The organism is Arthrobacter sp. MA-N2, assembly GCF_000517125.1.
Lineage (GTDB): Bacteria > Actinomycetota > Actinomycetes > Actinomycetales > Micrococcaceae > Arthrobacter > Arthrobacter methylotrophus.
The window spans coordinates 256,041-279,712 of record NZ_KI912155.1 but is presented as its reverse complement, the minus strand read 5'-3'; the positions used below and the strand labels follow the sequence as shown (position 1 = coordinate 279,712).

The window sequence follows — 23,672 nt, the reverse complement described above, 5'->3', positions numbered from 1 at the left end:
GAAGGGCGGGCATGTTCTTTTTTGCCGTGGCTATTCGGACACGATGCTGATGTTGAAGAGCTTGTCCTTCGGTTGGCGCATGAAAATCCGGAGCCACAGCGGCATCCACATTTCAAGGCCGCGGGCGACGTCGAGCCCACCCAGATCGTGGATGCGTTCCGGTAGCCAGCCGAACTCCCGCAGGAGCGCGACGACGGTGGCTTTCGCGTCGTCGTCGTTCCCTGCTACGAACACGTCATGGGCGCCCTCAGCGAGTCGGAGCGGATCGACCATCAGGGGAGCAGTCAAGGTGTTGAGGGTCTTGACCACACGTGCCTCCGGGAAGGAGCGCTGGATGGTTTCGGCAATGCTGTCGGTATTGCAGACGGAGAGCGACGGCGGAAATCCGGCCGAAAAATCCAAGGGGTTGGACACATCCACCAGGATCTTGCCCGCCAGGTTTGCTGCCCCGGCTTCGCTCAACGCGGCGAGCGAGACCATTCCCGGGGTTGCATTGACCACGATCTCAGCCATGGCTGCGGCCTGGGCGAAGGAGCCGGAGCTTGCTCCCGGACCTGCCTGCGCCGCCCACTCCGTCCCTTTCGGATTGCCGGCTTCCCGGGAACCCATCATGACTTGGTGGCCAACCGCCATCAGTTTGCTGGCCAGTGCATGCCCCACCATTCCGGTGCCAAGAACTGCGATTTTCATGCGTGCTCTCCTTCTCGTCGGCGCGGACATGCTCATTGTGCCCCTCAATGCTCGGCCAGCACACCCTAGACTGTAGGAATGACCGAGCAGAACCACGCCCTCCCCGACGCCGATTCCTTCGATCCTTCTGCCAGCTCCCTCGCTGGCCGTGTGGACCAGGCCGTCATGGACGAGCTGCTCTCCATCCGCTCCAGCATTGACAACATCGACGCCACCCTCGTCTTCCTACTCGCCGAGCGTTTCAAGGCCACCCAGAAGGTGGGCGTCCTCAAGGCGACGCATCAGCTCCCTGCAGGGGACCCGGGCCGTGAGTCCGCCCAGATTGCGCGGTTGCGCCGGCTCGCCGAGGAAGCGCATCTCGATCCGGCATTCGCTGAGAAATTCTTGAATTTCATCATCAGCGAGGTCATTCGGCACCACGAGGCAATCGCCGAAGGCCACCAGGCTTCCATCGCGCAGGGCTGAACACATGCCCGCCGAAACCGTGCAGAAGCAGGTCACCGCCACGGCATTGGGTCCGTGGCCCGGTACCGATCCCGCCGAGGCTGCACGGGTCATCCGTGGCGAGCTGGGCAGCCCGCATTTGCCGTTTCTGGCTGAGCTGCCGGACCGCGGCATCGGCTCGGATACCCTTGGCCGGACAGCGTCGCTGCTTGTTGACATGGCCATCGATGTGCAGCCGCACGGCTGGCGCTTGGTTGACCGACCCGGGAAGGACCTGCGGCGGGCCAAGTCCGCTCTTGCCACGGACATCAATGTCCTGGCCGACATTGCCGGCTCGGAGGAATCCTCCGCGGAGGCGTTGAAGATCCAGCTGCGCGGCCCCATGAGCCTGGCAGCCGGACTGTACCTGCACAATGGCGAGCGCGCCCTGCTTGACTACGGTGCCCGCCGGGACATCGCGGAATCCCTGGCCGCCGGCGTCGCCGAGCACGTGGCCAGGATCCGCGCCGCAGTGCCGGGCGCCGAGGTGGTGATCCAACTCGACGAACCGGACATCGCTTCCGTCCTGGCCGGTACCATTCCCACTGCGAGCGGGTACCGCACCCTACGGTCCATCCCGGGCGAAGAAGTCACAGGCGCATGGCGGCTGGTGATCGACGCGTTGCGCGCTGCCGGAGTGGTGGAGACCGTGGTCGCGGTTCCGGAGATCGAAGCACCGATCCAGCAGATCCTCGCCGCCGGGGCCGACGGCATCGCCGTTCCGCTCAAGGCACTAACTACACGCCAATGGGAACACATCGCCACCGCAGTGGAGGCGGGCAAGCGCTTCTGGGCAGGCGCGTTGCCTACGGACGATCCGCGGGCAACACTGCCGCGCACGGCCGAGGTGGTGGACACCGTCTGGCGGCCTTGGCACCAACTCGGCTTGCCGGCGTCGAGCCTGGGCGCCGTCCGGGTCACGCCGTCCGGCGGCTTGGCCGGGTATTCGCCGTCGGGAGCCCAGGAAATCCTGAGCCGGTTGACCCAGCTTGCCGACGGGTTGAACCAACTGGCCCTCGGTTAGCCTTCTAGACCCGCCGTTCCCAGCGGTCAGGTTCGGCGTATCGGGGGAGCCCGACGGCGGCAGTGGCGGTTGGTGCGGCCGCGGCGTTCGGGGCGGGTAGCGAGGGCGCCAAACGGTAGTCAAAGGAACCCGCGTAAACGAGCACCAGTCCAAGGTGTTTCTGGAGCACCTTCACTTGGATCCGGTGCTTGCCTTCCAGCGGATCCCACCACTGCTCTGCGAAGGCCTTCGCATCGAGGGACGCCGGTAGGCTGAGCCGCAAGGGACCCAGGAACAAGCGTGACGCGCTCGAGACCCCCCGAAGCCGCCCCTCCGGTGTGGCATCGAGATCCAGTGCCGTCGCGAGTCGGCGATACCTGCCGAGGTAGTCGACCAGCCGGGTGCCGCCGTCGTCGCCGGTTTCGGCCACAGTAGTGTCATGGAACAGCCGGGTACGGCCGGGAAAGAAAATTTCGCGCCGGGCCGTGAGGCTGGACCGCCCGAACGGGTCCAGGTGCGCGTGGTTCTCGATTCGGAACGGGATGCGCTCGCCGTATTCCGGGAAGAAAGCCTGTTCCCCGGCGACCGCGGCAAGGAGGGGTCGGAGCCACTTCTGTCGGCAACCGACCACATCGAACACGCCCTCGCCAATTCCGTATGATCCGGAGCCGGGCGCGAGGGAGAAGTACTCCTGGAGTTCAGGCTGCAATCGCCCGAACTTGCTGCCCAGCGCCAACTCGTAGATGGGTGTGCTCATGTAGTGTCCTCGGTTCTGGGAACGGGTACTGGGATTGATTCCTGCCTCAAGGCTACAAGCGGCCCGCAGCCTTCAGGCGGATGTATGCATCCGACAAGAGCGGCGGTAGATCCAGAGGCTCGGCGTCGACCACCTCCGCACCAAGCTGGCGCAATTGGGCACTGACGGCTTCCCGGTCGAGTAAGGCACGTTCTGCGGCCGAGGCACGAAAGACCTGGCTCGCAGTGGTACGTTGTTCCTTCATCCGCCCCAGCAAGGGGTCCCTCACCGATCCAAGAAGCACCACATGCTGCCGGACCAGCTGCGCCACCAGGGGAATGAGGCCTTCTTCCGGGGCTCCTCCGTCAAGTGATGTTAATAGGACTACGAGGGAACGGTGAGCCGAAATTGCCCGCACCTGGGTGGGGATCTGGGCCCAGTCCATCTCGATCAGTTCTGCCTCGAGCGGGGCCATGGCTTGGACCAGGGAGCCGAGGAGAGTGCCTTTGGCCGCTGAATCGACGCGACCGCGGACGCGTCGGTCGAAGGCGAAGAAGCCCACCCGGTCTCCGCCTCGCTCGGCGAGCACGGCCAGCAAAAGAGCCGCTTCCATCCCGGTGTCCAAACGTGGCTCGTCGTCGATCCGGGCTGCGGCCGTGCGGGAGGTATCCAGCATGATCACGACACGGCGGTCCCGTTCGGGACGCCAAGTGCGAACCACGACGGCGGTGCGTCGGGCGGTTGCCCGCCAGTCGATGGAACGCACGTCGTCGCCCCGGACGTAGTCGCGAAGGGAATCGAACTCCGTGCCCGCACCCCGTATCTGAACGGCGGCCTTGCCGTCGAGCTCCCGCAGTTTTCGTAGCTTGGAAGGAAGGTGCCGTTTTGAGTGGAAGGGGGGCAGGACACGCATGCGGCCCGGGAGGGGAACAGTACGTTGCCGGGCGGCCAAGCCAAGCGGTCCAAAGGAACGCATCGTGACGTGCCGGGCCGCGAGGTCGCCGCGACGCGTGGGCTTTAGCCGAATTGTCATGCGCCGGCGCTCCCCAGCCGGGATCTCGACGCGCTGGACGGGGGCGACAGGTCCAGCGGAGGGTTGCCAGGCGTCACGCACCATTCCGCGAAAGGTCCGTTGGTTGCCGTTTTCCAGCGTCAGGACGGATTCCGTTTCCGAGTGGAGGGTCACGTTCCCGGGTCCCTTCCGCTGTAGCTCAACCCTGGCAGGAGACGCCGCCAACATGATATCGGTCACCAGCAAGGCCAGGAGCACGGCCACCGCGAGCAGGACCGTACCCCAGGCCGGGAACAGCACCAGGGGCGCCAAAGCGGCGAACGCCAGTAGTACAAAGCGGCCTGTAATCGCCATTCAGTACCCCTGGACAGTCATAAGGTGGACAGTCATCAGGCTTGGCACCATCAGCGCGGGACGGGAACAGAAGCCAGGATGCTGCCCAAGACATCATCGACGTGGACGCCGTCCATCTGGGCTTCGGGGCGAAGCCCCACCCGGTGCCGCAAGCATGGCAGGGACAGGGCCTTGACGTCGTCGGGGGTGACGAAGTCGCGTCCGGATAACCATGCCCAGGCACGGGAGGTATTCAGCAAGGCAGTGGCGCCGCGAGGGGAGACTCCCAACTGGAACGACGGCGCTGCCCGGGTGGCGCGGACGACGTCCACAATGTAGCCGAGGACCTCGGGGGCCACAGTCACAGCGGCGACGGCGTCACGTGCGTCTTGGAGTTCTGCGGCGCCCGCCACCGGCCTGACTCCGGCCGCGTGCAGGTTCCGCGGATCGAAGCCTTCCGAATGCCTGCGGATCACTTCGATTTCTTCGGCACGGCCGGGAAGCGGCATGGCGAGCTTGAGGAGGAAGCGGTCCAATTGGGCCTCGGGCAGGGGATAGGTGCCCTCGTATTCCACCGGGTTCTGCGTGGCGGCGACAATGAACGGTGACGGCAACGGACGGGAGAGTCCGTCCACGGAGACCTGGCGCTCCTCCATGGCCTCCAGCAAGGAGGCCTGGGTCTTGGGAGGCGTTCGGTTGATTTCGTCCGCCAACATGATATTGGTGAAGACCGGCCCTTCGCGGAAGGTGAATTCCGAGGTGTGCGAATCGTAGACGAGAGAGCCTGTGACGTCACCCGGCATGAGGTCCGGGGTGAACTGGACGCGTTTGGTATCCAGGCTCAGTGCGGTGGACAAGGCACGCACCAATAGGGTCTTGGCAACGCCAGGAACACCCTCAAGCAGCACGTGGCCCCCGCAGAGCAGCGCGATCAGCATGCCAGTCACCGTCGCATCCTGTCCGACCACGGCCTTTCCCACCTCGTGACGGACGTCCAGCAAGGCTTTGCGGGCAGGATCCGGCCGGGATGTTTCTTGGGCCGGTGGTCCTTGCGGTGCTGCCCCTCCCTGAGGGCCGTCGTAGCCGTAGTTGCCGTCAGTGAAGCTGTTTGCCGGGTTGCTCATTGCTTGATTACTCATGGGGCTGTAGCCTCCTGCTCGAGTTTTTCGATGCTTTGTGCCCACCGGACCAGTTCGGGCTCGGTGTGGGGCCGGTGGTCCAGCAACAGCATCCGTAGCTCCGGTACCGGCCGGTTGACTTTTCGGCCCACCGCGTCCAGGACGGCCTCCGCGCCGGCCTCGGGGCCGAGCCGGAAGTGCCTTGCGAGCCTGGTCAAAGTACCGGCCTGCAGATTGTCAGCTGCCCGGCCGACGGCGCGGGAGTCCTGGTACAGGCGGGCGCGGCCTTCGGCCGTCTCGGCAGCCTTGACGACTACGGGCAGCGGTTCGAACACGAGCGGACCGAGCCGCCGGCCACGCCACAGTATGGCGAGCACTGCGACCACCGCCAGCCACATTCCCAGGAAGCCGAGCCAAGGCGGCGCCAGTTCATCGAGCGTGGCCGGTTTGTCGTTCCGCGGCACGTCTCCCAAGCCGGGGAGGTACCAGAGCAGATCCGCCGTTGGACCAAGGGTCCGGAGGGTCAACGCGGCATTGCCCTCCTGTTGCAGGAGATCGTTGCTGAGCAGCGCTGTGCTGCCGAGAACCACCAGCCGGCCGTCCACGCTCGTCGCATACATGCCGCCGTCGCTGCCATCAGGCCGGTAGCAAACAGCACCGGCTCCCGTGTACAGGAACCCGTCCTTGCCGGAGACCGGCCCCGCGGCGAGTGGATCCGCTTGCCCGCATCCCGCATCCAACGTTGACGTGCCGTTGGGAACAACTCCGGCATGACGGATCTGGCCGCCCAGCCCGGTCAGCGTCTGGAAGCCGGGAGCCACCACCACCACGCGGGCTGCCGAATCCAGCAGCTTGTGCAACTGGGTGGAGTCGAGATAGCCGTTGCGGTCATACAGCAGCACCGTCGCCTGTGGCTTCCGGGCAAGGAGCGAGGTGGTCGTCACGAAAGAATCGGATTCCGTGACCATGACTCCGTGTCGCCGGAGAATTTCGGCCGCGGCCATGGCGCCGTCCGGGGCCGGATTGCGGGCGGACAAGGGTGCCTTGTCTGTGTTTGCGGGGGACTGGGCCACCGTCACTATGCCGAGCACCGCGATGATGGTTCCGATGATGATCCAGGCCATGTGGCTTCGCGACCAGTCCCGCACAGTTGTATTGCGTGCTTTTGCTGCAGCGGGCTCCATCGCCGTGCCGCGGGCCGGCGTCATCGCGGTACCGCCAAACCATTGCCCGGCTGCCCAGCGAAATCAGGCCTCATGGACAGCAAATCGGTGTCCAGTGCGAGGACAGCGGCATGATCGGACGGGGTGGCTGTTGCCTTGCCGTATTTCACGCCATCGAAGAGCCTGGCGGCGTTCTCAAGCCGGGAACCGGCAGCCCCGAAGGCGCGCCCCAATTGCTCAGCCGCCTCATCTGCTGTCCGGCCAGGCTGGATATCAACGACTGCCCGGTCCTCCGCAGCGCGAACCAAAGCGCGGAACTGCTCGACGACGGCGGTGTGCCAGTCTCCGCGATTTGCCGCGGCAGCTGCCCGACGGCGGAAAGCATCGGCATCAACTGGTGCCCCGCCGTCGAAAACCTCCGCAGACTCTTTCTTCCTGGCGTTGAGCCTCGGCCTGACAACTATCACGGCACCCACGATCAGGACCACAGCCAACGCCCCGATTAACGGCACGCCTATATTCGACCCGGTGGTGAAATCGCCGTTCAGGGAGCGGAGCCATTCGAGAAACTGGTTCCACAACCCATCGATCCAACCGGTTTTGGCCGATGCATACTGCGACTTGGAGAGTTCCTCAACCGCCCAACGTCGGGCCCCCTCGCGGTCCGGATCAACGGGAGGCTCGACGCCAGTGGAAAGAAGGGTCAAGAACGTCGGTGCGGGGATCATCCGGTATAGGGACCCTGACCGGGCACGGGCGGCCATAAACGGGCGTCTGCCTGACGTGCGCTGCGGCGCCCCGGAACGCCGTCGGGCTCTTCCCCGGTCTCCAAAAGCCGCAGCAGCTCCACGTCCAGTCCGTCGCGCCTCATCCGCAGATCCATGTAGATCAGGGCTGCCACCGAGGTTTGAAAAGCGAGGCCGACCGCACCTATGAGGGCACCTACAAGCAGTGAAACCACCAGCAGGACCGTTGTTGTCGTCGCCGCTTGTTGGGCGCTCGCATGCGGGGAAAAGACGGCAGTCATCCCGCCGGATGCCAAGGTCAGGGGAATCTGGATGACCTGTGCGATGACTCCCACCATGAATCCCACCAGGAGGGTGATGCCGAAGATCCGCCACCAGTTCCTCGCCGTGAGGGTCCAAGATCGCCGAAGGCCGGCGAAGACGCCGAGTTCTTCAATGGTGATGGCGGCCGGAGTCACAAGGAGCTTGGTATAGACCCAGACGCAGACGACGACGGCGCCGAGTCCCAAGGGGAGAACCAGAAGCAGCCCGAGCGGTCCCAAGCCAGTCAAGATGAGGGCGGCCAATAATGTCAGGACCACGAAGAACAGCAAAGATCCGCCAAGCATGAGGAAAGCAAACCCCAGGAGGGGCCAGATGCGTGAGCGGGCCAAAAACCACATTTGCTTGAAGCCCGTGGGGCGGTTCAATGCCGACCGCGCGACAGGGATGGCCATCACGCCTTGCAGGATCGAACTCAGGACCATGGCCAGCAATGAAACACCCAGGACTGCGACAACGGCGCCAAACACCGGGCCGAAAAACCGCATGGCTTCGTCTTGGCTCGTGAAACCCCTTGCGGGAGGCTGGGCCATCCCGAGCATTCCCATCGAGGCCACTCCGCTCAAAGCTCCGATGATGGCCTGGACAACAAGCGCGGATCCGAACATGGTCTTGGCGTTCCGGCGCATGGTCTGGAAGGAGCCGTCCATGATCTCACCAAAAAAGAGCGGCCGGAGAGGCACGATTCCTGGTTTTGGGGGAGCGACATAGCCAGCTTGGCCAGAGGGCGGCGGACCGCCGCCCTGCCAGCGCGGATCGACCGGGACGCCCCAGGATTGTCCCGGATACTGTGGCGGCCCCCATTGTGGTTGCGCGCCCCACGGCGATGCCGGTCCCTGTTCAGGCCGGCTGCCCGGATCTGGCTGTGACACGTTTTCCTCCCCCAAACGATGCGCCCGCAGCAATGCACGGACCGGAATGGGACCGTCCGCTCCAGCCTATAGTTCCGCCGTCGCGCCTCATAGCCCTCGCGGCTTTCCTATTGCAGTGCGCCATGCCGTGATCGGGCTCAACGGGACAAAGGCTGGACGATAAGGGAATATATAACTATGAAGGCACGCATCCTGGTGGTAGACGACGACGAAGCGCTGGCTGAAATGATCGGCATCGTGCTGCGGAACGACGGCTTCGACCCGGTTTTTTGCGCGGACGGCGGGCAAGCGCTGGAGGTCTTCCGTTCCTCGAAGCCTGACTTGGTTCTGCTTGACCTGATGCTTCCCGGCTCGGACGGCATCGAAGTTTGTCGCCAGATCCGTGGGGAGTCCGATGTTCCCATAGTCATGCTTACCGCCAAAGCGGATACCTCCGATGTTGTCCGGGGCCTCGAATCCGGTGCTGATGATTACGTGCCAAAGCCTTTCAAACCGGCTGAGCTCGTGGCTCGGGTGCGGGCCCGGCTGCGCCCGGGCGACCAGAAGGCGCCAGAGACCCTGCGGATTGCCGATGTCACTATCGACGTCGCGGGCCACTTGGTGACGCGGGGCGGAGAACGGATTTCGCTGACGCCCCTGGAATTCGATCTCTTGGTCGCCCTGGCCCGCAAGCCCTGGCAGGTCTTCACCCGTGAACTGCTCCTTGAGCAGGTGTGGGGCTACCGCCACGCTGCCGACACCCGGCTGGTCAATGTCCATGTCCAGCGGCTGCGGTCCAAGATCGAACGTGATCCGGAAGCCCCTGAAGTTGTATTGACGGTTCGTGGTGTCGGATACAAAGCAGGCGCCTGAGTCTTCCACCGGCGAGCCCGGCGCTGGCCCTGAGACGGATAAGGTCAAACATCCTGTTTCAGGACATACCGTCGTTTCAGGACATACCGTCCCGGAACACACCGACGCCCGGGCATTGAACCTTGCGTGGATCCTGGAGCGGACCCGCATTTGGACGCGGCGCGCCCTGATCTTGGCACTGCGTGTATCACGTCTGGTCTTGACGGGACTTCGCCACATTCGTCCGGGACTTCGTTATCTCTGGCGGGCCCTGCTGCGGCGATGGCGCCGCTCGCTTGAATTCAGGACGGTCGCCGTGACGATAGTCCTGTCGATGGCGTCATTTGCGGTGGTCGGCGCGTACCTCTCAAACCAAATAGCGAACAACCTGTTCCAGGAACGCCTGAAGCAGGCCGAATCGGAAAGCCGCTACTACGTCAAGCAAGTCCAGGACACGTTCGACGGTTCACAGGCCAACGATCAATCCAGCGTCATCACCCTGGTCTACGACACCCTCAAGGCAGTGGAGGGCAACGGCTCGGTTATCCAGCGGCGGTACGTCTTCGAGGCCATGCCCGAACAGACCAAGCCGCGCAACCGCTGGGTGGAATCGCGGGCCTCGGATCAATTGACGGTCCGGGTCATTCCACCGGCGCTTCGCAAGTCCGTCCAGGAATCGGGCAAGGACCAGTACTGGGCCTCCACGGAGTTTCCCGTCGGCAACCAGGACCACCCCGGCATCGCAGTCGGCAACAAAGTCACGTTCAACGGCACGGTCTACGAGCTTTATCTCCTCTATGACCTTGATACCGCCCAACAGACGCTGGACGAAATCCAGAACGTGCTGTGGGCAGGCGGCGCCGCACTCATCCTCATGATCGGCGGGATTGCCTGGTATGTAACCAGGAACGTCGTGAGTCCGGTGAGCCACGCCGCCGTCGTCTCCGAGAAGCTGGCCGCCGGTCAGTTGCAGGAACGAATGGTGGTCAAGGGCGAAGACGAGGTGGCCAGGCTGGGCGCATCGTTCAACCATATGGCCGCGAGCTTGCAGGAACAGATCACGCAGCTGGCCACTTTGTCCCAGATGCAGCAGCGGTTCGTGTCCGATGTGTCGCACGAGCTGCGGACTCCGCTGACGACCGTCCGAATGGCAGCAGAAGTGTTGTTTGATGCCAGGGATGACTTCGACCCCATCAACAAGCGCTCCGCGGAGCTCCTCTACAACCAAGTGGAGCGTTTCCAGTCTTTGCTCTCAGACCTGCTGGAGATTTCACGCTTCGACGCGGGGGCTGCCGTTCTGGACTCCGAGCCGACGGACATTTTCCAAGTGGTGTCCCACGTTATCGACGGTGCCTCACTGGTCGCCGCGGACTACGGTTCAGAAGTGCGCCTTACCTCGCGCCATAAGCGCATCATCGTGGAAATGGATGCCCGAAGGATCGATCGCATCCTGCGGAACCTGCTGCTCAACGCCGTCGAACACGGCGAGGGGAGGCCCGTCCACGTCTCCGTTGCAGCCAATCACGACGCTGTGGCCATTTCGGTGCGTGACTTCGGCATAGGAATGAGTCCAGCGGAAGCCGCGCGGGTCTTCGATCGTTTCTGGCGGGCCGATCCAGCCCGCGCCCGGACAACCGGGGGCAGCGGCCTGGGACTTTCCATCGCCGCGGAGGACACCAAGCTCCACAACGGTTGGCTGCAGGCTTGGGGCCGCAAGGGGGCCGGTTCCAACTTCCGTCTGACTCTGCCGCTCAAGAAGGGAGGAACCATCGTGAAATCACCTTTGCAGCTCGAACCGGCAGATATCAACCTGCCAGGCGCCGCCCCGGAACGGCAGATCCTGGTGGTGGATGCAGGTGACGCCTCCTCGGAACAAGGTTCCGTTGCAGACCCGACGCCGGAGGACGCTCCGGCGTTGCCTCCTGTACTGCCTCCTGTACTGCCGCCGGCGGGGGAGAACGACGCCGACAAGACCGGGGAGGGAACGGGACTATGAGTTCACAACACTCCTACCTGACTCGACGCCCCTTCCTGTTGAAGGCCACGATCTCCCTTCTTGCGGTCCTCATGGTGATCCTGAGTTCCTGCGCGCAGATTCCACGGTCCGGTCCGGTCGGAAAGAGCAAAGACGAGAGCGCGGGCAACCCGAACGCTCCGGTCTTCTTTCCGCCGCCGCCACATCCCGGAGCCAGCCCGGCGTCGATCATCGAAGACTTCTACGGTGCCGGCAGCGGGTACGAAGGCGATTATGCGGTGGCCCGGCAGTATCTGACGCAGTCGCTGTCCGTCAGTTGGAAGTCCGACAAGCGCACGCTCGTCTTCCGCAGTGCGACCGTCGTCAAGACCGGCGTGGAAAACGAGTTCAAGTACCAGCTCGACCTCGCCTATGCCGTCGACGCGGACGGCGTTGCCACGCAGTTCCCGGAAGGAACCACCGAAACCATTCCGGTGACCCTGGAACAAGTCGACGGCGAGTGGCGGATCTCAGCGGTCCCGGATGGCACCGCTATCCCGGAAGAAACGTTCAAAGTCATCTACGCGGCCCAGCCCATCTACTTCTACGATCCCACTTTTGCGTACGCGGTTCCGGACATCCGCTGGTTCATTAAGAAGAACACCGTCAAGGCGATGACCAGCGCCTTGCTTGCCGGTCCTGCGCCTTACCTCCGGGGCGCCGTCGTCAGCGCCTTTCCCTCCGGAATGAAACTGGCCCGGGAGTCGGTGCCGGTTGTGTCGGGAGCCGCCCAAGTGGACCTTTCCGCGAAGGAACTCGTGGATGCCTCGGCGGAGGACAGGCAACGTATGCAAAACCAACTCACCCTCACCTTCCGTAGCCAACCGGACGTGGTGAACGTCCAGCTCCGGGCTGACCAGGATCTCGTCCGTGTGGAAGACAATGGCTCCGTCCTGCCGCCTGTGCTCGAGAAAAATGTTCCGGCGCGCCAGATCGCCGTCGACAACGAAGAACTCGTGCGCTACGAGAACAACAGAGTCTCGGCCCTTCCGGACATGCAAGCCGTGGCTGGACTGAATCCGATGGCTCCAGCTGAATCCCCGACTTCCCAAGCCGTGGCCTTCCTCAACGACGCGGGAACTGTCCTGTATTCGATGATTCCGGGGCAGCCTGCCCGTCAACTGACAACCAGGAGTACGCTGAGCCGTCCTTCCTTCAGCCCCCAGGATTGGGTCTGGACGGCAGGTCCGGGAGCTACTGGCGCCACCGAAGTAGTCGCATTCAAACCGTCCGATGTTCCACAAGGCCAGACCGTGCCCACGGTGACCATCACCCCGTCATGGTTGGCAGGGCGCGTAGTGAGGGACTTCCGGATATCCCGTGAGGGTACGCGCGCACTGGTCGTTTCCGAGATGAACGGCAAGTCATCCGTTCAGGTAACCGGTATTGTCCGCAATCCCGATGGCACCCCCAAGGATCTGACCGCCCCGACGACCTTGTTCACTTCTTCCCCCGTTGACCAAGGGGTTTGGGTCAATTCCACAACAGTTGCCGTGATGAAAGCCGATTCGACTCAGAACGTGGTTCCCGAGTTGTTGTCCCTCACGTCAGGGCAGCCGCAGTTGTTGCCGGCTTGGCCGAACCTGACAACCATTAGCGCAGGCAACGGAACGGACCAGATTTTCGGGCAGTCCGCAGCCGGAGTCTTCCAACGGGTGGGCAACGGATGGGAATTGCAACTCAAGGGACCGGTAGACCCGGCCTTCCCTGGCTAAGCAGGGGTTCCGGCAACTTCTCGGCATCGCTTCCTGGCGCATATGGCTTCATAGTGCACATAGCTTCATAATCCACATAGCCCGGTTCGGTGCTGTCCGCCACGGCTAAAGCACTGGATGCTTGGGGCATGGGGAACGCCAACAAGCGCCGCCGGGTGCATGACCCCGACCTCGGGGCCACCTGGAACAATGGCGCGCGCCATCGGGGAAGGCATCCCGATCGATTGATGCGGCTCACACAGGGCCTGGTTGTTGCCTTCGCCGAGCTGCTGGCAGTCCTGGCTCCCGTGGAGTGCGTGTGTTGTGGCGCCGAAGACTCCACGCTCTGTGGGCCCTGCGCTCGCCAGGTGCGTCTTCTGTGCACCAGCCCCTTCCGGGCTGAAGGACAGGCGCCGGCCTTGCTCACCGTGGATGGGGCCGTCATTCTGCCTGTCGTCGCGGCGGGCCACTATAGGGACGAACTGGCCCAAGCCCTGCTCTCGTTCAAGCATCTCGGCCAAGGACGCTTGGCCTCGGTGCTCGCGCCTGCGCTGGGCAAGGCTGTCCGGGCAGCCGTCGGAAACAGGACGGACATCTTCCTTGTACCTATTCCCAGCAGTAACGCGGCCTTCCGGAACCGCGGATTCAGCCCGGTCCATCTCTTGCTCGGCCATCTACGGCGCCGGAACGCATTGCCGGGTCTACAGATGAAGGACGCCTTGAAGAAGGTCAAGTCCAGGCTCGCGTGGCGCGACCTGGTCCAGGCTGCGCGCGCCCGGGACGGCACTTCCCTCCGGGCCGGCTTCGCAGCCCTCGGCGCGGGGATCCTCGGCGTCGGGACCCGAAGACCGGGAAGTGGTCAGAAGGGCTTGGGCCGTGGGGAGCGCGTGCGCCGCGTCCGGGGCTCCATGACCGTTCGGCTGTTCCAGGAAAGGGCCTTGGAAGGCAAGGCGTGCATCATCGTGGACGATGTCCTCACCACAGGTGCCACCCTCTCCGAAGCCGCCCGGGCAGTGTCAAAGGCGGGAGGCGTGGTGTGTGGTGCGGTGGTTCTCGCTGCCACTCGTCCGCCGGCCGGACGCGGGCTCTCTGCCGAGAGACCGAAGATGCAGTCCGAACCGACTCAAACAAAAAATAAGTGACGAAAGGATGAATTAGCCGTGGCGATGAACTAACGTCGGGTATGGGTACCAAGAACAGATGTACCTGTCGATAGCGGCTCGGAAAGGGGCTCGACTGTCCGTCAGATCAGCCCCGAGAAGCGCCCTTATCGTGTCACCTGAGTTGTTTGGAGGGCACCATGGAGTTCATGATCAGCGGCCGTAATCTGACCGTTTCCGATCGCTTCCGCGAGTATGCAAGCGAGAAGATTTCAAAGATTGAATCGCTTGGGGACAAAGTCCAGAGGGTTGACGCGAAGGTTTCAAAGGAGACCAATCCACGCCAGGCACCGGGCCAACTCACGGTGGAAGTGACGGTCCTGGGCCGCGGCCCCGTGATCCGGGCCGAAGCGAGCGCCGCTGACAAGTTTGCCGCCTTTGATCTCGCATACAGCAAGCTGCTGGAAAGACTCCGCAGGGCCAAGGACCGCAAGAAGGTCCACCACGGCCGCCACACGCCCAAAGCAGTTCGTGAGGCAACTGCAACGCTTGAGCCTGCCAGCGCGAGCGAACCCATCTACGTAGAGGCCAGCAATCACCAGGAGCAAACCACGGCACCGGTGGAGACCTCGCCCTACGACGTCGACAACGATATCCCGGCCGGTGATTCCCCGGTCCTGATTCGTCGCAAGGTTTTTCCCGCCGCTTCGCTCACCCTTGATGACGCGGTGGACAACATGGAATTGGTGGGCCACAATTTCTACCTGTTCGTAGACAAGGAAACCAACACGCCGTCGGTCGTCTACCGTCGCCGCGGCTGGACCTATGGAGTAATCACTCTGGACTCCACCTGCGAACCAGGAGACCAAGCTGTGGAGGAAAAGATCCACGCTTACCGCTCGAGTGACCAGGCCGCCACAGCCTAGGCCGCATTCGCATTCCCCACGAAAGGACTGGCATGGCCTCTTCGCTGAGCCTCTTGCAGGCACGGCGGATTGCATTGGCAGCCCAAGGACTGGACAAGGAACGGCCCACCGGCCCCGTGACGTCACGGGCGGTGGGCCGTACCTTTGCCCGCCTCCACGTGGTGCAGATCGACTCCGTCAATGTCCTCTCCCGCAGCCACTACCTCCCCTTCTTTTCAAGACTCGGCAACTACGATCGACGCATCCTTCATGCCATGACAGGGCGAAGTCCGCGGCGCATGATGGAGTATTGGGCGCATGAGGCCAGCTTCATCCGCCCGGAACACTTTCAGGATCTGCTGCTGTGGCAAAGTCGCGCGTGGGTAGGCGCTGCCCATCTGGAGCACGGAGTCCGCGAAGACATGGCCAAACGGATCCTCGATGCGCTCGCAACGGGGCGCCCTATGACGGCAGCCCAGCTGACTGCGCACTTGGGGCACGCGGAAGAGCGCCAGCACGACAACTGGGGCTGGAACTGGAATCTGGTCAAAAGGGTGCTGGAGCACTTGTTTGAAGAAGGACTCGTCACTGCTGCTTCGAGGACGGAACAGTTCGAGCGCCGCTACACCCTGACCTCGCGGATCCTGCCACCGGGATTGACTGCGGACTTCCTCCGGGCAGGAGCGCTCCGGGACGGAGGCTCCGAGCTATCGACAGCGGCCATGGACCGGCTAATTGACGCCGCAGCCCAGGCCCATGGGATCGGTACAATCCGTTGCTTCGCCGACTACTTCCGGACCCCGGTGAAGGCCGCGGCAGCATCGCTCGGCAGGCTCGTTGCCGCAGGACGATTGGAGCCAGTGACAGTGCGTGGCTGGGACCGGGCGTTGTATCGACACGCAGAGGCCAGGCTTCCCCGCACCGCCACGGCACGGGCATTGCTTAGCCCGTTTGATTCCCTGGTGTTTGAACGTAGGAGGCTCGAGGAGCTGTTCGGCTTTCATTACCGGATTGAAATCTACACACCGGCGCAGAAGCGCAAGTTTGGCTATTACGTGCTGCCGTTCCTCCTCCGGGACGCAGTGGTAGCCCGGGTGGATCTGAAGGCCGACCGCGCGGCCAAGCAGCTTCTGGTGCGTGCCTCCCATGCCGAGCCGGACGCCCCTGCGGACACCGCCGTCGAACTTTCTGCCGAGCTGCGGCTGATGGCTGATTGGCTAGGCCTCGACGACGTCGTGGTGTCACCGAAGGGCGATCTCGCGTCGGCGCTCGCTTCAGCTGTGGCCCGCGGCTGAGCTCCTGGGATAGCCTTCGATGGCGCAGCCCCCGGCGCTCTGCTCTCAGGGAAACGAGGCCGCGTGGCGTTGGTCTCTCCCGTAGACTGAAATCGCCAGAATTCGGCAGCTTGAGACTGGGAGCAACTTTACGTGGCATCACTTATCGAAAAACTTCTCCGCACGGGTGACAAAAAAATCCTGAGGCAACTGCGGACCTATGCCGATTCCATCAACGCCCTCGAAGACTCCTTCAAGACCTTCTCCGACGCCGAATTGCGCGAAGAGACGGACCGGCTGCGCGCCCGTCACGAGGACGGAGAGCAGCTCGACGACCTCTTGCCGGAGGCTTTCGCAGCCGTGCGTGAAGCTTCCTCCCGCACGCTGGGGATGCGCCACTTCGATGTCCAGCTCATGGGCGGGGCCGCCCTTCACCTCGGCAATATCGCCGAAATGAAGACCGGTGAAGGAAAGACGCTCGTGGCCACCGCGCCGGCGTACCTCAATGCCCTGACGGGAAACGGCGTGCACGTCGTCACAGTCAACGACTACCTCGCCGAATACCAGTCCGAGCTCATGGGCCGCGTCTACCGCTTCCTTGGCCTCAGCAGCGGCTGCATCCTGTCGAACCAGGATCCCGCAGTGCGCCGTCAGATGTACGCGGAAGACATCACCTATGGCACCAACAACGAATTCGGCTTCGACTACTTGCGCGACAACATGGCGTGGGACAAATCCGAGCTTGTGCAGCGCGGCCACCACTTCGCGATTGTCGACGAAGTGGACTCCATCCTCATCGACGAAGCCCGTACCCCGCTGATTATTTCCGGTCCGGCCCAGGGCGACACCAACCGCTGGTACAGCGAGTTCTCCAAGGTAGTGCAGCGCCTCGAGCCTGAAATCGACTATGAGGTCGACGAAAAGAAGCGCACGGTCGGTGTTCTCGAAGCCGGCATCGAGAAGATCGAGGACTACCTCGGCATCCAGAACCTCTATGAATCCGCCAACACCCCGCTCATCGGCTTCCTGAACAATGCCATCAAAGCCAAAGAGCTCTTCAAGCGGGACAAGGACTACGTCATCCTGGACGGCGAAGTCCTCATTGTCGACGAACACACCGGCCGTATCCTTGCCGGACGGCGTTACAACGAGGGCATGCACCAGGCGATCGAGGCCAAGGAAAACGTCGAGATCAAGGCCGAGAACCAGACTCTCGCCACCGTGACGTTGCAGAACTACTTCCGCATGTATTCCAAGCTCTCGGGCATGACCGGTACAGCGGAGACCGAAGCTGCCGAGTTCATGAGCACATACAAGCTCGGCGTAGTGCCGATTCCCACCAACCGGGACATGCAGCGCATTGACCAGTCGGACCTTGTGTACAAGAACGAAATCGTGAAATTCGAAGCCGTCGTCAAGGACATCGCGGAACGCCACGAAAAAGGCCAGCCCGTGCTCGTCGGTACCACCAGCGTGGAAAAGAGCGAATACCTTGCCAGGCTCTTGGCCAAGGAAGGCATCCGCCACGAGGTACTGAACGCAAAGAACCACGCTCGCGAAGCCGCCATCGTTGCGCAAGCGGGACGCAAGGGCGCCGTCACTGTCGCGACCAACATGGCAGGCCGTGGTACTGACATCATGCTGGGCGGTAACGCCGAGTTCACGGCCATTGCCGAACTGGCAAGGCAGGGGCTGGACCCGGAAGAAAACTCCGAAGAGTACGAGGCCGCGTGGTCCGGGGCGCTCGAAGCAGCCAAGCAGGCAGTCAAGGACGAGCATGAAGAAGTGCTCGAACTTGGCGGGCTGTATGTGCTGGGCACGGAACGCCACGAGTCCCGTCGAATCGACAACCAGCTCCGCGGACGCTCAGGCCGCCAGGGCGACCCGGGGGAGTCGCGTTTCTACCTCTCGCTGACCGATGACCTGATGAGGCTCTTCAATTCTGGAGCCGCTGAGCGCCTCATGAACAGCTCCGTGCCGGACGACGTCGCTCTCGAATCCAAGCTCGTGTCCCGTGCAATTGCTTCGGCACAGGGCCAGGTTGAGAGCCGCAACGCCGAACAGCGCAAGAACGTCCTCAAGTACGACGACGTCTTGAACCGCCAGCGCGAAGCCATCTATGGCGACCGTCGGAGGATCTTGGAGGGCGACGACCTGCACGAAAAGGTCCAGTTCTTCCTGGAAGATACGATCAACGCTTTGATCGACGCCGCAACTGCGGAGGGAACCGGCGACGACTGGGACTTCCATCAATTGTGGACGAACCTTAAGACGCTGTACCCGGTAACGGTCACGTCGCAGGAAATCATTGACGAAGCCGGTGGAAAGTCCCGCGTTTCCGTTGAGTTCCTCAAGAACGAGGTCCTTTCGGATGCGCAGCTTGTCTACAAGGAGCGCGAAGAGGCCATTGGCTCCGAGAACATGCGTGAGCTTGAGCGCAGGGTTGTCCTCTCGGTCCTAGGGCGCAAGTGGCAGGAACACCTCTATGAGATGGACTACCTCAAGGAGGGAATCGGCCTGCGCGCCATGGCCCAAAGGGATCCCCTGGTCGAGTACCAGCGTGAAGGTTTCACGATGTTCCAGAGCATGATGGAGGCCATCCGCGAGGAGAGCGTTGGCTTCCTCTACAACCTGGACGTGGAAGTGACGCCTGCCGAAGACGTTGTCGTTGTGGACGGTAGCGCTGAAGGCGGCCATGTGGAACATCACGATCCACAGATCCACGCCGCCGGCCTCGAAGCCCCGGAGAAACCTGTTCAGCTGCAGTACACAGCGCCTGGCGAAGACGGTGCGAGCCAGACTCGGGTTGAGAGACGTGGCTCGGGGCGTTCAGGCAACCCCGCCAAAGCGGCCGACGATGACAAGCAGCGCGGATCCAACAAGAAGAAGCGTCGCTAACACTCTGATTGCCTTGCGCACCTGGCCGTTTGACCAGGCAACGCACAGGCTGAGGATGAAACGGAGGAGGACCAGAACATTTGTTCTGGTCCTCCTCCGTTTTTGGTCCCTGTTCTTCGTGGACATCCGCATCAGCCAATTTCGAGGGCAGTGACTTTCCACGCGCTATTGCTTCCTTCAAGCCTCATAGCTACGGCGCGGGAGCGGTGCTCTTCCCAGACAACAATGCTGGCTTCGTAGACTCCCTCCCGCACGGCGCAGAGGTGCACGGAGCGGACCATCGGACTGCGATGAATCCGTGACCGTCCGGCATGGGCACGCGTCAGCGCGGCCCGGTGCTGCAATGCGCTGAGGCATCGCGGGTCCAAGGACCGGGAGAGTTGCTGCACGGGCCGGGTGCCCGCAAGGACTTCGACGGCGGCTTGGGCGATACTGCGGGCCAGCGTGCGTATTTTCTGGTCAAGGTCGGCAACGTGGACTGCTTGGGGTACAGGAGACGGCACGGTTGGGACTGCTGCATTGGGCCGGGCAGGAACAGCTGATGTCGGGCTCATGGACTTCCTCGTGACGAATCGGTGGTTCCGTGGCTGGCGGTGTTGGTTCTGTTGGTTCTGTTGGTTCAGCCAAGGGGCGGCGGTTGCAGGATCTGGCCCGGAATGAGGACTCCCGGGTTGTCGCCGATGATCTGTCGGTTTGCGGCGTACCACTTTGGCCAGTGGAGGGCAATGTCGACATCGCTGGCCGTGGGGCCGAGCTGCTGCGCTGCAATTGACCACAGAGAATCTCCCCGGCTCACCACCACGGTGCCCCGGCTTGGCGAGGCAGGCGGTTCCATGGCCCGCTGGGGCCTGGATCCCAGGAACCCAAGATCGGTAGCAGGTGCGCGGGGTTGCCAATTCGGTTCGATGTCCGATGGGCCGGGCTCAAGGGATGGCAGGCCGGGCGGGTACGCAGAAGGACCCGTGCCGGGTACCCATTGGGCAGCGGCGCTGCTGGCCGGTGTTGATCCGTCCGCCGGGCTCCAGACGGGTTCAACAGCAGCCTGAGCGGCATTCGCCAACGGAATTCCGACGAGGTTCAGGCCAAGGATTGCCACGGCCAGCCGGCGCATGAAGGCTGGGCTGAGTCTTGCGGTGGCGGTGGCGCTGCGGTCGTTGCCCGATTGCCGGAGGACTGCTGTGGCGATGGCGAGCAAAAAGGCGGCGATCCACCAGCCAACGATCGCCAGTCCGGTGGCGGTGGCAACAAATCCGAGGAGATCCTCGAACATGGGTTCTTGGCGCCGTTCCGCTGCGGAGTGCCATTGGTCAATCAAGATCAGCCCGGTCCCAGCGAGCAAAAGACCCAGAATCAGGATGATCGCTGCCATGGCCGCGTCGTTTCGAACGGGCGTGCTGATCTGTTCCATGGGTTCCCCTTACCCGTTTGATGTCATTTGATGCAGTTTGATAAGTCTTGATTCATTTTGATCATAGAAAGTGCCGCTTGTCTAGAATGCGGGTGTTGGTCGAGAAGAATTGACCATCGAGTGGTGCCAGCTTACGCTGACGCAATGCGCTGGGATGCTCTATTTGAGGACATGGAGGCGCAAATGGCCTCCGAACGATTGCTGGGGCTTGAATCCGAAATTTCAGAACGGGCCCGGGTGGAGATCGCCGGGATCGCAACCTCGGACAGGCTGCGTGGAGCACTCGGCCAGAAGATTGATGTGACGCTTCGCTCCGGTTCGGTGGTGTCCGGGGCGCTGAGCCACGTCGGGAGCGAATGGGTGGTCCTGGACGAAGGTCGCCACCAGTGGCTGGTGCCCACCGCGGCAGCATTGACTTATCAGGGGCTGAGTCGGCAGGCGCGCGCAGACCAATCAAAGGGGACGCAACGGCCACGCTTGGCCAGTGCACTCCGGACGTTGGCGCGCGATAGGGCCGAACTTGCGGTCCATTTGCTGGGGTTGGTGCCAGAGGGCACAACGTTGGGCGGCGTTATTGACCGCGTGGGCAGGGACCACTTTGATCTCGCAGTCATGCTTCCTGGCGAAGTCCGCCGGTCCGGCAACGTCGTTTCCGTGGCGACGGTTCCGTTCCAGTCCCTCGCTGCATTGCGGTCATTGCGGTGACAAAACCTGTGTCTTTGCTGCATGGATGGTGATCAGACGGACTTGGATTTGGCCCCTTGGATCATCCTGTTGGCCTCGGCATAGCGTTCTTCGATGTACTGCTCCAGCATTTTTTCTTCTACGCGCCACTGGCCCCGGCCACCCACTTGGATGGCCTTGAGTTCCCCGCTTCGCACCAAGGCGTACGCCTGCGGTGAGTTGATCTGAAGCTGTTCGGCGACATCAGCCAAGGTGAGGAATCGGGGCATTCCTCCATTTTGCCACTGTTGGGCGCTCTTGTTGAGGTTATCCACAGTTTGGCGTGATTTGCCTTACTTCACTTTCGGAAGCCCCATCGATTCAGTGAGAATGAGGGCGACTGAATCACCGCCGTCGGACTATGCAATGGGGAGCAAAATGAGTGTGGCTACCGCGGCCGCTGCAGCGCGGCTCAAGAAACCATCATGGAAGGACCCACGTCTCTTGGTGGGGATTCTCCTCGTCTTGGCGTCGGTGGCCGGGGTCATCGCCCTCGTTGGAACCGCCGACCACACCGTCCAGGTCTATGCGGCACGCGAATCGATTGCCGTAGGCCAGCAAGTCAACAAAGACGATCTCGCCATCGTCAAAGTGCGGCTTGACGACGTCGAGCCCAGCTATGTGACCGTGGCGGACGGTCTGCCTGAAGGAAGAGTTGCAGTCCAAAGAATTGCCAAGAACCAGCTGGTTCCGCAGGAAAGCCTCGGGTCCGCCGATGCCTTGAACCGCAAACCGGTAGCGATCTCGATACAGGAATCGCTGCCTTCCCAAGTCGTGGCAGGATCCCGCGTTGACGTTTGGGTGGCGCATCCCGACGCGCGCAACGGTTTCGACACTCCACACCTGCTGCTGCCCGGTGCGGAAATCGCCCAAGTCACCGAGGGTTCTTCCACACTCGGAGCTTCGAAGGAGAAGGTAGTGCTGGTCCTAGTGACCGATGACCAGATGCCGAAACTTCTTGGTGCCCAGGCAAACAAAGCGAAGATCGCGGTGGTCTGGAATCCGGGCGGTGTCGGCAAGTGAGTATTCCCGTAGTGACGGTCGGGCAATCCGAGGAAGACTTGGTCGGGGGACTCGAACGGCTCCACGGGCCGGTGACCATTGTGCGCCGGTGCGGCGAACTCGCCGAACTCCTTGCCGCCTGCCAAGGCGGCCTCGCTCGGGCGGCGGTCATAGCCGAAGGGGCTGAGGAGTTGACTGCATCGCTTGTCCATCGGCTGGCGGCAGTCGGAGTCTCCATTATTGCCTTGAGCGACGATCCTACGGAATCAGCCCGCTTGGACAGTATCGGTGTCGTGACAGCATCTCTGGATGTTGATTCGGCAACGCTGGCTTCGCAGATCTCGGATGCCGTGCTCCGGCTGCCCGGGCAGGGAAGGCGGCGTGCCGAGCAACGGGACTCGGCGTTCGGAGACACCGCCGCAGACCTCCGTCCCTCCGATGTCGTGGAAGAAGCGGAGCGGGTTCCGGCGGGGAACGGCCGGATCGTTGCGGTCTGGGGGCCTATAGGAGCGCCGGGCCGCACACTTGTGGCCGTCAATATCGCCGCAGAGCTCGCGGCCGAAGGCAAGTCCGTAATCCTCGTCGATGCGGACAGCTATGGGGCCAGCGTCGGCGCTTCGCTGGGTCTGCTGGAAGAATCCTCCGGACTAGCGCAGTCTTGTCGATTGGCAGACCAAGGGATGCTGGAAACTGAATCCCTCAAGCGGATCGCGGCGCCTGTCTTTACCAAGGCCGGCAGTTTCCGCGTTCTTAGCGGAATAACGCGTGCGGACCGGTGGACTGAGCTCCGGGCCAATGCTCTTTCCTTGGTACTCGAATACGCCAAGGAAATCGCTGAGGTCGTTGTGGTCGATGCAGGGTTCTGCCTTGAAGCCGACGAGGAACTCAGCTTCGACAGCATGGCTCCCCGACGCAACGCCGCCACCCTCCGCAGTATCGAATTGGCGGACACGGTTTACGCAGTGGGCGCAGCAGATGCCATCGGGGTTCCCCGGCTCGTGCGTGGCCTCGCGGAGCTTGAACGGTCCGTTCCGCAGGCGGCTCCCCAAGTGGTCCTGAACAAGGTCCGGGCAGCATCCGCAGGGCGGTCACCCGAACGGGAGCTTCGCGAAGCATGGGAGCGGTACGGGCCCGGGCACGGTATCGAGGTGTTCCTTCCTGCAGACACAGAAGCCTGTGACGCTGCCTTGCTAGCCGGCGGCGTGCTCTTCGAAGTGGCGCCCGAATCCGCCCTGAGGCACGCGATAGCGAAAATGGTCTGTGCACCCGTCCATCAAAATCGCAAATCCTCTGTCATCTATTCCAGAGCACGGCGACGTCTAAAGCGTTAGGCTCGCCATGTGGGC

General features: G+C 62.8%; 22 protein-coding genes. 12 read left to right on the top strand and 10 right to left on the bottom strand.

Features of this window, described 5'->3' with window-relative positions; translation table 11 throughout:
- Nucleotides 1-30: 30 nt before the first annotated feature.
- The gene (locus A3M3_RS0101620) at nt 31-690 is read right to left on the bottom strand and encodes an NAD(P)-binding domain-containing protein (RefSeq protein WP_028264859.1); all 660 of its coding nucleotides are present in this window, start codon (nt 688-690) and stop codon (nt 31-33) included.
- A 78-nt stretch (nt 691-768) separates the two neighbouring features.
- On the opposite strand from A3M3_RS0101620, the gene A3M3_RS0101615 reads away from it, so the two are divergent.
- Both A3M3_RS0101615 and A3M3_RS0101610 read left to right on the top strand, forming a co-directional pair.
- Complete coding sequence (locus A3M3_RS0101615) at nt 769-1,155, top strand: chorismate mutase (protein ID WP_028264858.1); 387 nt, start codon at nt 769-771, stop codon at nt 1,153-1,155.
- Nucleotides 1,156-1,159: 4 nt separating this feature from the next.
- The gene (locus A3M3_RS0101610; protein WP_028264857.1) at nt 1,160-2,197 is read left to right on the top strand and encodes a hypothetical protein; all 1,038 of its coding nucleotides are present in this window, start codon (nt 1,160-1,162) and stop codon (nt 2,195-2,197) included.
- Nucleotides 2,198-2,201: 4 nt separating this feature from the next.
- On the opposite strand, the gene A3M3_RS0101605 is transcribed toward A3M3_RS0101610, so the two are convergent.
- The 6 genes from A3M3_RS0101605 to A3M3_RS23465 are packed head-to-tail and all read right to left on the bottom strand — an operon-like array spanning nt 2,202 to nt 8,255.
- Complete coding sequence (locus tag A3M3_RS0101605) at nt 2,202-2,933, bottom strand: DUF4166 domain-containing protein (protein ID WP_028264856.1); 732 nt, start codon at nt 2,931-2,933, stop codon at nt 2,202-2,204.
- Nucleotides 2,934-2,985: 52 nt separating this feature from the next.
- Complete coding sequence (locus tag A3M3_RS0101600; RefSeq protein WP_028264855.1) at nt 2,986-4,278, bottom strand: DUF58 domain-containing protein; 1,293 nt, start codon at nt 4,276-4,278, stop codon at nt 2,986-2,988.
- A 50-nt stretch (nt 4,279-4,328) separates the two neighbouring features.
- A complete protein-coding gene (locus A3M3_RS0101595; RefSeq protein WP_028264854.1) occupies nt 4,329-5,381 on the bottom strand; it encodes an AAA family ATPase in 1,053 nt (350 codons plus the stop codon).
- An 11-nt stretch (nt 5,382-5,392) separates the two neighbouring features.
- Nucleotides 5,393-6,583, bottom strand: coding sequence for a DUF4350 domain-containing protein (locus A3M3_RS23470; RefSeq protein ID WP_155854257.1), 1,191 nt, complete (start codon nt 6,581-6,583; stop codon nt 5,393-5,395).
- Complete coding sequence (locus A3M3_RS0101585) at nt 6,580-7,266, bottom strand: DUF4129 domain-containing protein (protein ID WP_051422879.1); 687 nt, start codon at nt 7,264-7,266, stop codon at nt 6,580-6,582. The genes A3M3_RS23470 and A3M3_RS0101585 overlap by 4 nt, the downstream gene beginning before the upstream one ends.
- Entirely contained in the window at nt 7,263-8,255 is a 993-nt protein-coding gene (locus tag A3M3_RS23465; RefSeq protein ID WP_051423277.1) for a hypothetical protein, read from the bottom strand. Before A3M3_RS23465 ends, A3M3_RS0101585 begins: the two co-directional genes overlap by 4 nt.
- Nucleotides 8,256-8,654: 399 nt before the next feature.
- On the opposite strand from A3M3_RS23465, the gene mtrA reads away from it, so the two are divergent.
- The 7 genes from mtrA to secA all read left to right on the top strand — a co-directional run bounded on the left by mtrA (nt 8,655) and on the right by secA (nt 19,193).
- Nucleotides 8,655-9,329 (top strand): MtrAB system response regulator MtrA, encoded by a 675-nt coding sequence (mtrA, locus tag A3M3_RS0101575; protein WP_028264852.1) that lies wholly within the window; start codon nt 8,655-8,657, stop codon nt 9,327-9,329.
- Nucleotides 9,301-11,304: an MtrAB system histidine kinase MtrB gene (mtrB, locus tag A3M3_RS23460; RefSeq protein ID WP_081736663.1), complete on the top strand. Its 2,004-nt coding sequence runs from the start codon at nt 9,301-9,303 to the stop codon at nt 11,302-11,304. The genes mtrA and mtrB overlap by 29 nt, the downstream gene beginning before the upstream one ends.
- Entirely contained in the window at nt 11,301-13,037 is a 1,737-nt protein-coding gene (locus A3M3_RS0101565) for an LpqB family beta-propeller domain-containing protein (RefSeq protein ID WP_035741206.1), read from the top strand. The genes mtrB and A3M3_RS0101565 overlap by 4 nt, the downstream gene beginning before the upstream one ends.
- 128 nt (nt 13,038-13,165) lie before the next feature.
- Entirely contained in the window at nt 13,166-14,158 is a 993-nt protein-coding gene (locus A3M3_RS0101560; RefSeq protein ID WP_035741204.1) for a ComF family protein, read from the top strand.
- A 158-nt stretch (nt 14,159-14,316) separates the two neighbouring features.
- The gene (gene hpf / locus A3M3_RS0101555) at nt 14,317-15,042 is read left to right on the top strand and encodes a ribosome hibernation-promoting factor, HPF/YfiA family (RefSeq protein WP_028264849.1); all 726 of its coding nucleotides are present in this window, start codon (nt 14,317-14,319) and stop codon (nt 15,040-15,042) included.
- Nucleotides 15,043-15,074: 32 nt separating this feature from the next.
- Nucleotides 15,075-16,316 (top strand): winged helix-turn-helix domain-containing protein, encoded by a 1,242-nt coding sequence (locus A3M3_RS0101550; protein WP_028264848.1) that lies wholly within the window; start codon nt 15,075-15,077, stop codon nt 16,314-16,316.
- 132 nt (nt 16,317-16,448) lie between these two features.
- On the top strand, nt 16,449-19,193 hold the full coding sequence (gene secA / locus A3M3_RS0101545) for a preprotein translocase subunit SecA (RefSeq protein WP_028264847.1): 2,745 nt from the start codon (nt 16,449-16,451) through the stop codon (nt 19,191-19,193).
- 131 nt (nt 19,194-19,324) lie between these two features.
- Here the strand turns inward: secA and A3M3_RS23455 are convergent, their stop codons facing one another.
- Both A3M3_RS23455 and A3M3_RS0101535 read right to left on the bottom strand, forming a co-directional pair.
- Nucleotides 19,325-19,747: an Rv3235 family protein gene (locus A3M3_RS23455; RefSeq protein WP_231497157.1), complete on the bottom strand. Its 423-nt coding sequence runs from the start codon at nt 19,745-19,747 to the stop codon at nt 19,325-19,327.
- 65 nt (nt 19,748-19,812) lie between these two features.
- Nucleotides 19,813-20,601 carry a LysM peptidoglycan-binding domain-containing protein gene (locus A3M3_RS0101535; protein WP_051422878.1) on the bottom strand — a complete coding sequence of 263 codons (789 nt, stop codon included), beginning with the start codon at nt 20,599-20,601 and terminating at the stop codon, nt 19,813-19,815.
- A gap of 183 nt (nt 20,602-20,784) precedes the next feature.
- Between A3M3_RS0101535 and A3M3_RS0101530 the strand changes: the two genes are divergently transcribed.
- Entirely contained in the window at nt 20,785-21,306 is a 522-nt protein-coding gene (locus A3M3_RS0101530; RefSeq protein WP_331280351.1) for a hypothetical protein, read from the top strand.
- A 32-nt stretch (nt 21,307-21,338) separates the two neighbouring features.
- Here A3M3_RS0101530 and A3M3_RS0101525 read toward each other — a convergent pair whose 3' ends face one another.
- Nucleotides 21,339-21,554: a helix-turn-helix domain-containing protein gene (locus A3M3_RS0101525; RefSeq protein ID WP_028264844.1), complete on the bottom strand. Its 216-nt coding sequence runs from the start codon at nt 21,552-21,554 to the stop codon at nt 21,339-21,341.
- Nucleotides 21,555-21,702: 148 nt separating this feature from the next.
- On the opposite strand from A3M3_RS0101525, the gene A3M3_RS0101520 reads away from it, so the two are divergent.
- Complete coding sequence (locus A3M3_RS0101520) at nt 21,703-22,347, top strand: SAF domain-containing protein (protein ID WP_028264843.1); 645 nt, start codon at nt 21,703-21,705, stop codon at nt 22,345-22,347.
- The gene (locus A3M3_RS0101515) at nt 22,344-23,657 is read left to right on the top strand and encodes an AAA family ATPase (RefSeq protein WP_028264842.1); all 1,314 of its coding nucleotides are present in this window, start codon (nt 22,344-22,346) and stop codon (nt 23,655-23,657) included. Before A3M3_RS0101520 ends, A3M3_RS0101515 begins: the two co-directional genes overlap by 4 nt.
- Nucleotides 23,658-23,672 lie beyond the last annotated feature (15 nt).

Bases quoted from the DNA above. Each gene is read 5' to 3' on its own strand.
- A3M3_RS0101620 (WP_028264859.1), bottom strand. From the start codon at position 690: ATGAAAATCGCAGTTCTTGGCACCGGAATGGTGGGGCATGCACTGGCC.
- A3M3_RS0101615 (WP_028264858.1), top strand. From the start codon at position 769: ATGACCGAGCAGAACCACGCCCTCCCCGACGCCGATTCCTTCGATCCT.
- A3M3_RS0101610 (WP_028264857.1), top strand. From the start codon at position 1,160: ATGCCCGCCGAAACCGTGCAGAAGCAGGTCACCGCCACGGCATTGGGT.
- A3M3_RS0101605 (WP_028264856.1), bottom strand. From the start codon at position 2,933: ATGAGCACACCCATCTACGAGTTGGCGCTGGGCAGCAAGTTCGGGCGA.
- A3M3_RS0101600 (WP_028264855.1), bottom strand. From the start codon at position 4,278: ATGGCGATTACAGGCCGCTTTGTACTACTGGCGTTCGCCGCTTTGGCG.
- A3M3_RS0101595 (WP_028264854.1), bottom strand. From the start codon at position 5,381: ATGAGCAACCCGGCAAACAGCTTCACTGACGGCAACTACGGCTACGAC.
- A3M3_RS23470 (WP_155854257.1), bottom strand. From the start codon at position 6,583: ATGACGCCGGCCCGCGGCACGGCGATGGAGCCCGCTGCAGCAAAAGCA.
- A3M3_RS0101585 (WP_051422879.1), bottom strand. From the start codon at position 7,266: ATGATCCCCGCACCGACGTTCTTGACCCTTCTTTCCACTGGCGTCGAG.
- A3M3_RS23465 (WP_051423277.1), bottom strand. From the start codon at position 8,255: ATGGACGGCTCCTTCCAGACCATGCGCCGGAACGCCAAGACCATGTTC.
- mtrA (WP_028264852.1), top strand. From the start codon at position 8,655: ATGAAGGCACGCATCCTGGTGGTAGACGACGACGAAGCGCTGGCTGAA.
- A3M3_RS0101565 (WP_035741206.1), top strand. From the start codon at position 11,301: ATGAGTTCACAACACTCCTACCTGACTCGACGCCCCTTCCTGTTGAAG.
- A3M3_RS0101560 (WP_035741204.1), top strand. From the start codon at position 13,166: ATGGGGAACGCCAACAAGCGCCGCCGGGTGCATGACCCCGACCTCGGG.
- hpf (WP_028264849.1), top strand. From the start codon at position 14,317: ATGGAGTTCATGATCAGCGGCCGTAATCTGACCGTTTCCGATCGCTTC.
- A3M3_RS0101550 (WP_028264848.1), top strand. From the start codon at position 15,075: ATGGCCTCTTCGCTGAGCCTCTTGCAGGCACGGCGGATTGCATTGGCA.
- A3M3_RS23455 (WP_231497157.1), bottom strand. From the start codon at position 19,747: ATGAGCCCGACATCAGCTGTTCCTGCCCGGCCCAATGCAGCAGTCCCA.
- A3M3_RS0101535 (WP_051422878.1), bottom strand. From the start codon at position 20,601: ATGGAACAGATCAGCACGCCCGTTCGAAACGACGCGGCCATGGCAGCG.
- A3M3_RS0101530 (WP_331280351.1), top strand. From the start codon at position 20,785: ATGGCCTCCGAACGATTGCTGGGGCTTGAATCCGAAATTTCAGAACGG.
- A3M3_RS0101525 (WP_028264844.1), bottom strand. From the start codon at position 21,554: ATGCCCCGATTCCTCACCTTGGCTGATGTCGCCGAACAGCTTCAGATC.
- A3M3_RS0101520 (WP_028264843.1), top strand. From the start codon at position 21,703: ATGAGTGTGGCTACCGCGGCCGCTGCAGCGCGGCTCAAGAAACCATCA.